The organism is Hafnia psychrotolerans (assembly GCF_014639435.1).
Lineage (GTDB): Bacteria > Pseudomonadota > Gammaproteobacteria > Enterobacterales > Enterobacteriaceae > Ewingella > Ewingella psychrotolerans.
The window spans coordinates 252,354-265,200 of sequence record NZ_BMFZ01000005.1; the positions used below are offsets into that span (position 1 = coordinate 252,354).

Here is a 12,847-nt window from a genome sequence, read left to right on the forward strand (position 1 = left end):
AAAAAATATGACTATCAAAGCCATTACAGTGAATCCGCAAGATCCAGCACATTTCATGTCCATTCAGTTACCACAACCGGTAGCGACAGAGTTTGATCTGCTGGTGGAAGTGAAAGCCGTGTCAATCAATCCGGTTGACACCAAGGTGCATAAAAGCCTGCAAAAAAGCGGCCTGGATGCGCCGAAAGTGCTGGGCTGGGATGCGAGCGGCATCGTCAAATCCGTCGGCAGCGCGGTGAAAAATTTCAAAGCGGGTGATGAAGTCTGGTATGCCGGTGACATCACACGTTCCGGTAGCAACACCACCGAACAGCTTATCGATTCCCGTATCGTCTCGGTCAAGCCGAAAACGCTGAACTGGGCGCAATCTGCTGCGATGCCCTTAACCGCGCTGACCGCTTGGGAAGCCCTGTTCGAACACCTCAACATTCAGAATGCACCAGCAGACAAAACCCTGCTGGTCATTGGCGGCGCGGGTGGTGTGGGTTCGCTGGCAATCCCACTGGCCGCATTACGTAGCAAGGTAAAAATCATTGCCACGGCGTCACGCCCGGAATCAGCTCAATGGTGTCTCGAACGAGGCGCGGATCTCACCGTGAACTACAACGATCTACAAGGCGAATTGGCGAAGCATGACATCAAACAGGTTGACTACATTCTCTGCCTCAATGACACCGATGGCCACTGGGACGCCATCAGCGACCTCATTGCGCCCATGGGGCATATTTGTACGATTGTCGAAAATAAAAAACCGCTGGAGCTGAACCAGCTGAAGCTGAAAAGCGCCGCACTGCACTGGGAGTTGATGTTCACCCGCAGCATGTTCAATACGCCGGATATCGCGCAGCAAGGTGAGATACTCAAACAGGTTGCCGCCTTGGTCGATGAAGGCAAAGTACAAACAACCCTGAGTGAAACGCTTCAGGGACTCACCGTAGAAAGCATCGAGGCCGCGCACACCAAAGTGCTCGGCGGCCATATGCAGGGCAAGGTTGTGATCGCGTTCTGAAAAAAACCGTCACGACGATGACAGGGTTTCTGGCGAACAGACACGTCATCTTCGCACTCGTGACGGGGCACGGTCCGCCGTTTTATTTTACCGGATGGCGGACCCTGGTCGTGTCAGCAGCCAGCATGGTCTGCACCAGTTCGACACATTCCAGGAAGCGCTGATCGTAGTCCGCAGATTCGACATGAACATAATTGACGCCATTTTTTTTGAGCATGTCGATCAACAGATTCTGGAATGACATGCGATCCGTTGTGCTACCGAGACTCCGCAAACCGTCAGACACCCAGGGGGTATTGTTTTCCAGCAGGATCACGAGATCAAAGCGGTATTCATCCATCAGCGCCTGAACAAACGGATGCTCACGCCCTTCGTACTTCTTACAAAACGCCTGCGTAGTAAGAAAGTCCGTATCAATAAAAGCCACTTTATTGGCATATTTTACTGCAAAATCAATGTACTGTGCCTGCCCTAGCGCGATTTTGTCATAGTCAGAGTATTGCAGCGCCATTTCATCGCCGCCCAGATGTGAAAAGACATAGTCGCGACCATATTCCCAGGCGCTGGTTGTGTTAAAAATATTGGCTAACTTATTGACCAATGTGGATTTCCCACTGGATTCCCCACCCAGAATCGCCACGGTGCGAACAAAAAAAGGCTTCACTTCGGTCGGAATATAATCCCAGTAACGGAAGGGATCCTGACGGATTTGCGAACCGCTGATGTTCATAAATGAACGTTTAGGATCGATAAGTACGGTGTCGATACCCAGATGTTTGCGGTACTGCGGCGCATCATTTTCTTCGCTGGAGTAAATGGTATTGGGGTTGATCCCTTTTTTCTCCATAAACTCCGTGATGCCACGGCTCCAAACATCCCAGCCATGGGGATATGGCTCCATTCCCTCTTCATTGAAGGAATGGATATGAATATTTTTCTGATACTTGAACGTTTGCAATAACCAACGCAGCCGGTCACTGACCGTCGGTTGTTGCGACATCGAACTGTTTTCGAACAGCGCCCGATCGCGGGGCTCGTCATAGCCCATAATAAGGTGCAACTCGTCAACCTGGCTGCAGGCGCGCTGGATCAAATAGATGTGGCCGGTGTGCAAAGGGTAAAACTTACCAAACACCACGCCAATTTTTTTCTCACGGCGGGGAAATTCAAGGTCCAGAAAGCGGTGTATAGCTTCCAGTTTCTGGGCGCTCGGGCTTTTGATTTTGGCGTTGAGCAGTTGGCTCAGATACCCTTTGGTCATGCCGCTGGCATCAGCTACCTGCTGTAAGGTGCGTCCCTGTTGTTTAATGGCCGTTTTTAGATAATCGAACTGCGACATACCTTGTCCTCACCTCATGTTTAGTTTGCTAAACAAAAATAGCATAGCTCACGGCCAGAGCAACATACAGACGTTGTTACAAATCATCAAGGAGTGCCAACGCATCGGCCAGTTTCTTCACGCCAAAGACCTGCATTCCGGCAGGTAATTTCTTCGGCACATTGGCGTGAGGGACAATCGCACGCTTAAAGCCGTGTTTGGCGGCTTCAGCAATACGCTCCTGCCCACTCGGCACCGGGCGAATTTCTCCGGCCAGCCCGACTTCACCAAACACCACCAGATCCTGCGGCAACGGACGATCGCGCAGACTGGAGACCAGCGACAGCAGCAGGGCTAAATCGGCGCTGGTTTCAGTAACCTTCACGCCACCCACCACGTTGACAAACACGTCCTGATCAGCCATTTGCAAACCACCGTGGCGGTGTAACACGGCCAGGAGGATCGCCAGACGATTTTGTTCGAGGCCAACCGCCACACGGCGCGGATTCCCCATCATTGAGTGATCCACCAGCGCCTGAATCTCTACCAGCAGCGGGCGCGTTCCTTCCCACAACACCATCACCGAACTGCCTGAAGTAATTTCATCGCCACGACTGAGGAAAATAGCGGAAGGATTACTGACTTCGCGCAGGCCCTGTTCGGTCATAGCGAAAACACCTAATTCGTTAACCGCACCGAAGCGGTTTTTATGGCTGCGCAGCGTGCGAAAGCGGGAATCTGCATCGCCGTCAAGCATTACCGAGCAGTCAATGCAGTGCTCAAGCACTTTTGGCCCGGCAAGTGAGCCATCTTTGGTCACATGACCGACCATGACAATCGCCACACCACGGGTTTTAGCGAAGCGCGTAAGATATGCCGCGGTTTCTCGTACCTGCGCCACCGTGCCGGGCGAGGATTGGATATCTGACATGTGCATCACTTGAATGGAGTCGATCACCATCAGCTTCGGCTTTTCCTGATCGGCAATCAGGCAGATTTGCTCGATGCTGGTTTCAGACAGCATATTCATATTGGCGGTCGGCAGCCCAAGTCGATGCGCCCGCATGGCCACCTGTTGCAGAGACTCTTCGCCCGTCACGTACAGGGTTTTCATGCTCTCGCCGAGGCTGCACAAAATCTGCAACAGCAGAGTACTCTTACCTGCGCCGGGGTTGCCGCCGATCAAAATGGCACTGCCGGGTACAACGCCACCGCCAAGCACACGGTCGAACTCTTTAAAGCCAGTACTGAAGCGTGGCATTTCATCGAGGCTGATGTCCGACAACTTCTGCACCCGGCTAACACCGGTGTCACCTGCGTAACCCGTCAGACGTTCGTTGCGAGCCACGGTCGGCGATGCCGACAAACGGATTTCGGTAATAGAATTCCAGGCCTGACAAGCACTGCATTGCCCCTGCCAGCGCGGATAATCTGCACCGCATTCATTACACACAAATGCCCGTTTTGCTGCTTTTGCCACAACCTACCTCGTTATTTAATTGGGAAAAACTACGCCACACTGCCACTGAGAATGCACAGCACACCGATTAAGTCAGCATGGCGAATACACACTTCAGCCTGCTCGTAGACTTTCGGTTTAGCATGGTAGGCAATGCCCATTCCCGCCACCGCCATCATTTTCAAATCATTGGCACCGTCGCCAATCGCTACGGTCTGCTCTTTCGCAATGCCCAGTTTGTCTGCCAACCTCAACAGGGTATCGGCTTTGTATTGCGCATCGACAATCGGCCCAATCACCCGACCAGTCAGTTTACCGTCGCGAACCTCCAGCTCATTGGCTGCGACATCAACCAGGTTCAACTGGTCACGTAAATATTCCGCATAATAAGTAAAGCCACCGGATGCGATGGCGACATGCCAGCCTAATTCTTGTAAACGCTGCACCAGGCGGGTTAACCCAGGCATCAGTGGCAAGGTTTCACGCACCTGCTGCAAAATGCTGGCATCGGCATCTTTTAGCGTTGCGACACGCTGACGCAGGCTGGCGGCAAAATCCAGCTCGCCGCGCATCGCCCTTTCCGTGACTTCAGCCACCTGCTCACCAACACCCGCCAATTTGGCGATCTCATCGATGCATTCAATCTCAATCGCAGTAGAATCCATGTCCATCACCAGTAGGCCCGGCATGCGCATGTACGGGACTTTTCCGAGTTGGGTCACATCCAACGCGAAGGATTCGGCCAAGGCTTCTACATCATCCGTCAATGCGCCAGCCAAGCGGATAACCTGATAGTCATCAACGGTCCAGGCACTGACAATCACCAATGCCCGGCCTAAACGGCGCTGAAATTCGGTAATGCTGGTTTTGTCGAGTGTCCTGCCATACAGCAGCCAGCCAGTATGCCCAGCGCGGTAATCCAGCGGCATGACTTCATCGCCGCTTAGAGAAAGGGGAAGTCCCGGCCATTGATGGATCTCCGCGGGAAGATCGCAATAGGTCAGACTGTTTGGCATGATTACTCCTGTCAGGCGGTTAAGGCAGTCGGAAAATAAGGATGGCACGTTATACCCAAAATCGTTCGAGTTGCAGGAAGGCTGCCAGCGCAGGGACTGCTTGAAGGATGCCGAGTATAAATGACGCATCAAGCTACCCTATCGCCAACGCTTCTGGCAACATTAAAGTCGTCGAAAATCTTAAGGAAATGGAATGGCAAAGGCCAAACTGAAATTTCGCCTGCACCGCACGTTTATCGTGATGATTTGTCTGGCTTTATTAGTCGTGCTTATGCAAGGCGCATCCTATTTTAGCCTCGGACATCAACTTGCACGATCTCAGCAGGTGGAACAACTCGCCCAGACACTGGCGAAACAGGTGGCCTTTACGCTGGCTCCGCTGATGAACAGCGACAATGATGGCGCTGATATCGCACAAATTTCCACTATTTTGAATCAACTTACCGATAACAGCCGCATTCTTGACGCCAGCGTTTATGAAGTGGACGGCTCACTGTTGGCCCACGCCGGTGAGAAGGTGCCGGTGCGTGACCGACTGGCGCTTGACGGGAAGCGAGCGGGCAGTTATTTCAATCACCAGATTGTACAACCCATTGAAGATAAAGACGGCCCGAGCGGTTTCCTGCGCTTAACACTGGATACCCACGTGCTGGCCACGGAGTCCAAACAGGTGGATAACACCACCAACTTACTACGCCTGATGATGCTGGCTGCCCTTGGCGTGGGTATCATTCTTGCTCGCACACTGTTGCAAGGTCGCCGCAGTCGCTGGCAGCAATCACCATTCCTGCTGACCGCCAGTAAGCCTTTAAAAGAAGATGACGAGCCGGAAGAAGAAGAAGACACCGATGAATTCGGCCCGCCGCCAACGCTGAATATGACCGAGCCTGACGACGCGGTCGCTCCCGCCAAACCGGCCACCGAAGCACAAACCAAAGAAGCCGCCCAGGCAGCTTACCGCAGCCTAAAACGTAGCCGGGAAAGAAAGGATTAAGCCAGACACTCATTCTTCCCACTTATTCTGTACTAAGCCGATTTGTCTTTAGTGAAGAGCAAAACCAATAAACCTAAATAGAAACGGGGACTTTAAAAGCCCCCGTTTTACGATCGGTGAAAAACGACAGAACTTACTCTTTATCACCCAACAGAACGGATTCCAGTGCGATTTCAACCATGTCGTTGAACGTGGTCTGGCGTTCTTCAGCAGTGGTTTGTTCGTGGGTACGAATGTGGTCGGATACGGTACAAATGGTTAGCGCTTTCGCACCGAACTCAGCGGCGACCCCGTAGATACCCGCGGCTTCCATTTCCACGCCCAGAATGCCGTATTTTTCCATTACGTCGAACATCTGTGGGTCCGGCGTGTAGAACAGATCAGCGGAGAAGATGTTACCTACACGGGCATTAATGCCTTTGGCCTTGGCCGCATCAGACGCGTTACGCACCATGTCATAATCAGCAATAGCGGCGTAGTCATGATCTTTAAAACGCATGCGGTTCACTTTGGAATCCGTACAAGCGCCCATCCCAATCACGATGTCGCGCAGTTTAATGTCCGCACGAACGGCACCGCAAGAACCCACACGGATGATTTTTTTCACGCCAAATTCGGTGATCAACTCTTTGGCATAAATTGAGCAGGAAGGAATGCCCATACCGTGGCCCATAACAGAGATTTTGCGACCTTTATAAGTCCCGGTGAAACCCAACATGCCACGCACGTCATTCACCTGCTTAATATCTTTCAGGAACGTTTCAGCAATGTGTTTAGCGCGCAGCGGATCGCCCGGCATCAGCACTACGTCAGCGAAGTCGCCCATTTCAGCATTAATGTGTGGAGTTGCCATTATTATCTTTCCTTAAATTCTTATTAAAAATGCACCGAGGTACCAACCCAAAGGATTCGACGTTGTCGCCAGACATCAAGCTAACAACGTGAAAGGCATAGGCTTTAGAGCATCGATTTACCGTAGTCCATTGGCGACAAGTCGAAGTATTTCGCCACGGTCTGGCCGATATCCGCGAAAGTGTCGCGGTGACCTAATGAGCCAGGTTTCACTTTCGGGCCGTAGATTAACACCGGAATGTGCTCACGAGTATGGTCTGTGCCGCGCCAGGTTGGGTCGCAACCGTGGTCCGCAGTAAAGATGATCATGTCATCTTCTTTCACCAGCGCCAGCAGTTCAGGCAGGCGACGGTCGAACAGCTCCAACGCAGCGGCATAACCTGCCACATCGCGACGATGACCGTAAGATGAGTCGAAATCAACGAAGTTAGTGAAGACGATAGTTTTGTCACCGGCTTCTTTCATTTCTTTGATGGTCGCATCAAACAGCGCGTCCAGACCGGTGGCTTTCACTTTTTTGGTGATACCAACTTGCGCGTAGATATCGGCAATCTTACCGACGGAAACCACCTGGCCATTTTTCTCATCAACCAGTTTTTTCAGGATCGTCGGTGCCGGTGGTTCAACCGCTAAGTCGTGGCGGTTACCGGTACGTTCGAAGTTACCGACTTTATCGCCCAGGAACGGACGGGCGATAACACGGCCAATATTGTAGCCACCTTCGGTGAGCTCTTCGCGGGCGATTTCGCACAGTTCATACAGGCGATCCAATCCGAAAGTCTCCTCGTGACAGGCGATCTGAAATACAGAGTCAGCAGAGGTATAGAAAATCGGCTTGCCCGTTTTCATGTGTTCTTCGCCAAGCTCGTCCAGTACGACTGTACCCGAAGAATGGCAGTTACCGAGGTAGCCGGGCAGATTACCGCGCTTCACCAGTTTATCCAGCAGCGCTTGCGGGAAGCTGTTGGTCGTATCGCTGAAATATCCCCAGTCAAACAGCACAGGCACACCGGCAATTTCCCAGTGGCCAGACGGCGTATCTTTACCTGAGGAGAGTTCGCTGGCATAAGCATAAGCGCCAGAGATTTCTGCATTACCGTCCAACCCTTCAGGGATTTTACCGGTGGATTCTTCTGCGGCTTTCGCCAGCCCAAGACGGGTCAGGTTAGGCAGATTTAGCGGGCCCTGACGGCCCACATTGGCTTCGCCACGAGCGCAGGCGGCAGCAATATGTCCCAGCGTGTCAGAACCGGTATCACCGAATTTTTCAGCATCTTCACTGGCACCAATACCAAATGAGTCCAATACCATGATAAACGTACGTTTCATCTTGTACTCCTACGCTTGGTTATTCGTTGCGTGCATCGGTTAAGGTCGACACACTGATCGCATTGATTTGGGGGCATCATGAATATTTTCAACCCTCTTTTGTATTCGTTAATTGATACGGCGATAAATCACTGGCGTGCTTTCCGGCGCTTTATCACTGAGGACAATCGAGGTGCGCACTTCTTCGGCGGCCTGCTGCCAGGCTTCTTCGCTGTTAGCATGAATCATCGCCAGCGGTTGCTGGGTGTCCACCTTCTGGCCCAGTTGCGCCATATGTGTCAGCCCCACGCTGTAGTCGATAGCATCGGCGGCGCGGCGGCGACCACCACCCAGTGACACCACCGACATACCGAGCGCGCGGGTATCCATGGCGCTGACGATACCGGCCTTCTCGGAGTAAACCGGCTTGCTCAGCGTCGCCTGCGGCAGATAGCTATCGTAGCGTTCCATAAAGTCGATCGGCCCTTTCTGCGCAGCGATCATACGGCCGAAGATTTCTGCCGCTTTGCCGTTATCCAGTACAGCCTGTAATTTGCTGCGGGCATCAGCGTCGTCTTTTGCCAGACCACCAGAGAGCAACATCTCAACGCACAGCGCCATCGTCACGTCCAACAGACGTGGATTACGGTACTCACCGGTCAGGAAGCGCACAGCTTCACGCACTTCGACGGCGTTACCGGCGCTGGAAGCCAATACCTGGTTCATGTCGGTCAACAGCGCGGTGGTTTTACAACCTGCGCCATTGGCAACATCAACAATGGCCTGGGCCAGATCCTGCGACAACTGATAGGTCGGCATAAATGCACCGGAGCCGACTTTAACGTCCATGACCAGCGCGTCCAGACCTTCAGCCAATTTTTTGGCGAGGATTGAAGCGGTGATCAGCGGAATAGAATCAACAGTGGCGGTAATGTCGCGAGTGGCATAGAAGCGTTTGTCCGCCGGTGCCAGCGAACTGGTCTGACCGATAATGGCTACGCCGACATCCTGAATGATACTGCGAAAGCGGTTGTCATCAGGGAAGATATCAAAGCCCGGGATAGCTTCTAGTTTGTCCAGCGTACCGCCAGTATGGCCGAGGCCACGTCCAGAGATCATGGGCACATAGCCACCACAAGCGGCCACCATCGGGCCAAGCATTAGGGAGGTTACATCCCCGACACCGCCGGTGGAGTGTTTATCCACAACCGGGCCGTTGAGGTTGAGGCTTTTCCAGTTAAGTACCGTGCCAGAATCGCGCATCGCCATGGTCAGCGCCACACGCTCGTTCATATTCATATCATTGAAATAGATGGTCATTGCCAGGGCAGCAATCTGACCTTCGGAAATCTGACTGTCACGAATACCATTGATGAAAAAGCGAATTTCTTCTTCGCTTAATGACTGCCCGTCACGTTTTTTACGAATGATTTCTTGTGCGAGAAACACGGAGTGCTCCTTGATGACTAGAGGTATAAGGGGTAACCGATGTTCTTCCTATCGCCAAAAGCGCAGTTCAACACTGCGCAATGACGATAACAATCAGTAGCTGCTGGTAGATTTTTGATCAGCGTGGCCAAGCGTAGTCAGCAGACTGGCCAACAAGCTTGAAGCACCAAAACGGAAATGGCGTGCATCAGCCCATTCGCGTCCCAGTAGACGGTCAGCCAACGCCAGATATTGCGCGGCATCTTCAGCCGTTTTCACGCCACCAGCGGGTTTAAAACCAACCGTTTTGCCAACCCCCATCTCGGCAATCACGCTCATCATCAGCTCTGCGCTGTGCAACGTGGCGTTCTCAGGCACTTTGCCGGTTGAGGTTTTGATAAAGTCAGCACCGGCTTTGATAGCCATTTCGGACGCTTTACGGATCAGCGAATCCTGCTTCAGTTCACCGGTTTCGATAATCACTTTCAGTAGCACATTCGCGGCGGCGCAGGCTTCTTTACACTGTTTCACCAGCTCGAAACCAACCTGCTCATTACCGGCGATCAACGCACGGTAAGGGAAGACGACGTCCACTTCGTCTGCGCCATAGGCGATAGCAGCACGCGTTTCTGCGACAGCGATGTCAATGTCATCGTTTCCGTGCGGGAAGTTGGTGACAGTGGCAATACGGATGTCTGGTGTACCTTGTTCGCGCAGCGCTTTACGGGCTACAGGAATGAAACGTGGATAGATGCAGATAGCCGCGGTATTGCCGGCAGGGCTTTTGGCCTGATGACAAAGAGCGATCACTTTTTCGTCAGTGTCGTCGTCATTCAGGGTAGTTAAATCCATCAGGTTCAGTGCACGTTGTGCAGCGGCGTTTAAATCGGTCATAAAACTCTCCAACAATTATCAATTCCAGCGACCAGCCAGAACTGAGCATACAGTCATGAACTCATTGGGTGCCGTGTGGCATCAGCAGAATTCTGCACGGTTGGCGAGCGGACTTGGTTCCTTGAAGATAGCGTGCGGGAAACACGATGAAGCATTTCCGCTGGCAACTGAGATCCTTCTCACCGCGCTTGGATTGGCATCTGCCAATTCGTTGTGACTATTTGAACACATCACATCAGGTTGCTGTGTGCAGTATTTCACACAAAATGAAAACCCATTGCAACGTTACTTGGTGAAATGGGACTAAGATCACATAACACCAGCTCTACGCTCAGAATTTGGCCTGAATAAAGAGTGTATACCCCTTTTACTACAATAGATGGCGGGTGACTCACTCTGCGACTACCGACCGGCAATCACGGCATAAATGTTATAATAATAACATTAACAAAGGAAGTCATTGCGCCATGAATCGAGAGAATGGGGTGTAAATAGATAGGTTCGACATTAAAATGTTATTTAAATAACATATGATTTTAAAGGCCGATGAAGGTGCTTTCGCGGTCAGCCAGGCAGGGCAAAAATGCGGCGCGTATTATCAAGCAGCGCGGTGGCAATCTGCTCCGGCGTTTCACTGCGCAGTTCACATAATGCATCAAACACGGATGCAGCACGCTCGGGTCGATTAGGCTGTCCCTGAAAACCCTGCAGTGGCATATCGGGTGCATCGGTTTCCAGCACCAGGGATGAAAGAGGAAGTTGTGCCATCACATTACGCGTTTTCTGCGCCCGATGGTAAGTGATGGTACCGCCTACGCCGATGGCAAACCCCAGTTTCACAAATACCTGCGCTTGTGACAGGCTACCCGCAAAACCATGAACCACACCGGTGGCTGGAAGTCGAGCCTGACGCAGCATCGCCGCAAGCTGATCGTGACTGCGGCGTGAATGCAGGATCACCGGCAGGTTTTCACGTTTCGCTAGCACGAACTGTGCTTTGAGCAACTGCTGCTGCCGCTCAAACAGCGGTTGTGCCATATACAGGTCCAGACCTATCTCGCCGATCGCCACCAGCCTGGCATCACGATGAGATAACCCGTCCTCAAGTAACTCAAGATCGGCGTCCTTGTGGCGAGAGATATAAAGCGGATGCAGTCCAAGTGCAGCGAAAATCTGTGGATAGTGTTTTGCCAGTTTCAGTACGCCCGGAAAACGGTCAGCGGTGACAGCAGGCACAATCAACTGCCGCACATTGGCAACTTCGGCTTTTTGCAGGCTTGCAGTTTCAGCACCGGTAAACGGCGGGAAATCAAAATGGCAGTGTGTGTCAATCAGATGGAAACTCACCGATCTTCACCTTCGTTATAATGGCTCTCTTCACTGTGCGGAATCTCGTGGTGAGCTGCGTGTTGGGTATCATCATGAAATGCACTGGCTGCAGGACGCACCATTCCGCCATCGGCAATCATATCTGTAAGCACGGCGGGGTCGAGAATAATCTGTTCGACAACGCTGGCAGCCGCAAGCGGTATCACGTTATCTGGATTATCCTGTGGCACCACCACGCGCTTCGGCCGAGCTTTACGCGGCGTGATAAACGGCATAGGGCGTTCATTTTCGCGGGGAATAAACCAGTGTGATACCGCCGACAGAAAGTAGCGGGCGCAGCGACGCCCAAGGTGATAATCCTGATTTAGCGCGGGTAAGCGGCTGCCTAAGGCGTGGCTGGCAAGTGGCTTGGGTGGGAAAATTTCAAAAATTCGCAGATCGCCCGGTGGGTTTTCGATGAACTGCTGAATGCGGTGATAGCTGCTCTCATGATGCTGCATCATCCGCACCAGTTGCTGCAGACTGCTTTCACTCAACCACTGTTCCATGCGCTTCATCCACTGCGGCGTGTAGAACATCGCCGAGGGTACGGTGCGAATCACCACAATGGTATCCGCGCCGCGTCGGTAGGCCTCTTCGACTGGAATGGCATCGCTGATGCCACCGTCCTGATAGCTGATCCCGTCAAGATCCACGCCCATGCGGTAAAAACCCGGTATAGCGCTGGAAGCTTTGATCACGGGTAACCAGTTTTCACGCGTTGGCGCAAAATAGTTGGCGGTGTAATCATCGCTGCGACAGGCACACATGAGAAACTCACGGCCGTCGATCAACAGTTTCTCAGCCGAGTCCATCGCCAACGGCATATTTTTAGAGGTTTCGTCCACCAGCCAGTCGAGATCGATAAGATGCCCGCCACGGACAAAGCGCAGTGGATTAAAAAAATGAGGACTGGTGGTGTATCGAGTGATGACCCGCCGTGCATATCCTGGCTGGCCGCAAACAAAGGCCGAGAGATTTTGCGCACCTGCCGAGGTACCAATAAAAAGATCGAACGGATTAAATCCCGCACGTTGAAATTCGTCCAGCACGCCCGCGGTGAAAATCCCGCGTTGCCCGCCGCCTTCACACACCAGCGCAATCTTGCCGGGTTTGTAAGGTTTGTATGCCAGCGGTTCAATATTGCCGAGCGTAACAGGTATTCTGTATCCCAACGCCTTCCCCTCAGTGAACAAGCCGC

11 protein-coding genes are annotated in these 12,847 nt (G+C 52.4%); 2 read left to right on the top strand and 9 right to left on the bottom strand.

Going from position 1 to position 12,847, the window contains the following annotated elements:
• The first annotated feature begins 7 nt into the window (after positions 1–7).
• Complete coding sequence (locus IEV89_RS11540) at positions 8–1,009, top strand: zinc-binding alcohol dehydrogenase family protein (RefSeq protein ID WP_188473660.1); 1,002 nt, start codon at positions 8–10, stop codon at positions 1,007–1,009.
• An 82-nt stretch (positions 1,010–1,091) separates the two neighbouring features.
• Here the strand turns inward: IEV89_RS11540 and nadR are convergent, their stop codons facing one another.
• The 3 genes from nadR to serB form a co-directional block, all read right to left on the bottom strand.
• Entirely contained in the window at positions 1,092–2,348 is a 1,257-nt protein-coding gene (gene nadR, locus IEV89_RS11545; RefSeq protein ID WP_188473661.1) for a multifunctional transcriptional regulator/nicotinamide-nucleotide adenylyltransferase/ribosylnicotinamide kinase NadR, read from the bottom strand.
• Positions 2,349–2,424: 76 nt separating this feature from the next.
• Entirely contained in the window at positions 2,425–3,807 is a 1,383-nt protein-coding gene (radA, locus tag IEV89_RS11550; protein ID WP_188473662.1) for a DNA repair protein RadA, read from the bottom strand.
• Positions 3,808–3,836: 29 nt separating this feature from the next.
• Positions 3,837–4,802, bottom strand: coding sequence for a phosphoserine phosphatase (gene serB / locus IEV89_RS11555; protein ID WP_188473663.1), 966 nt, complete (start codon positions 4,800–4,802; stop codon positions 3,837–3,839).
• A gap of 193 nt (positions 4,803–4,995) precedes the next feature.
• Between serB and IEV89_RS11560 the strand changes: the two genes are divergently transcribed.
• Positions 4,996–5,796 (top strand): YtjB family periplasmic protein, encoded by an 801-nt coding sequence (locus IEV89_RS11560; RefSeq protein ID WP_188473664.1) that lies wholly within the window; start codon positions 4,996–4,998, stop codon positions 5,794–5,796.
• Between the two features lie 133 nt (positions 5,797–5,929).
• Here the strand turns inward: IEV89_RS11560 and deoD are convergent, their stop codons facing one another.
• The 6 genes from deoD to IEV89_RS11590 all read right to left on the bottom strand — a co-directional run bounded on the left by deoD (position 5,930) and on the right by IEV89_RS11590 (position 12,821).
• A complete protein-coding gene (gene deoD / locus IEV89_RS11565; RefSeq protein ID WP_188473665.1) occupies positions 5,930–6,649 on the bottom strand; it encodes a purine-nucleoside phosphorylase in 720 nt (239 codons plus the stop codon).
• Positions 6,650–6,753: 104 nt separating this feature from the next.
• Positions 6,754–7,977 carry a phosphopentomutase gene (gene deoB / locus IEV89_RS11570; protein WP_188473666.1) on the bottom strand — a complete coding sequence of 408 codons (1,224 nt, stop codon included), beginning with the start codon at positions 7,975–7,977 and terminating at the stop codon, positions 6,754–6,756.
• A gap of 108 nt (positions 7,978–8,085) precedes the next feature.
• Entirely contained in the window at positions 8,086–9,405 is a 1,320-nt protein-coding gene (gene deoA, locus IEV89_RS11575; RefSeq protein WP_188473667.1) for a thymidine phosphorylase, read from the bottom strand.
• 93 nt (positions 9,406–9,498) lie between these two features.
• Entirely contained in the window at positions 9,499–10,278 is a 780-nt protein-coding gene (gene deoC, locus IEV89_RS11580; RefSeq protein WP_188473668.1) for a deoxyribose-phosphate aldolase, read from the bottom strand.
• A 564-nt stretch (positions 10,279–10,842) separates the two neighbouring features.
• Positions 10,843–11,625, bottom strand: coding sequence for a TatD family hydrolase (locus IEV89_RS11585; RefSeq protein ID WP_188473669.1), 783 nt, complete (start codon positions 11,623–11,625; stop codon positions 10,843–10,845).
• Positions 11,622–12,821, bottom strand: a complete 1,200-nt coding sequence (locus IEV89_RS11590; RefSeq protein WP_188473670.1) for a patatin-like phospholipase family protein — start codon at positions 12,819–12,821, stop codon at positions 11,622–11,624. The genes IEV89_RS11585 and IEV89_RS11590 overlap by 4 nt, the downstream gene beginning before the upstream one ends.
• Positions 12,822–12,847: the final 26 nt, after the last annotated feature.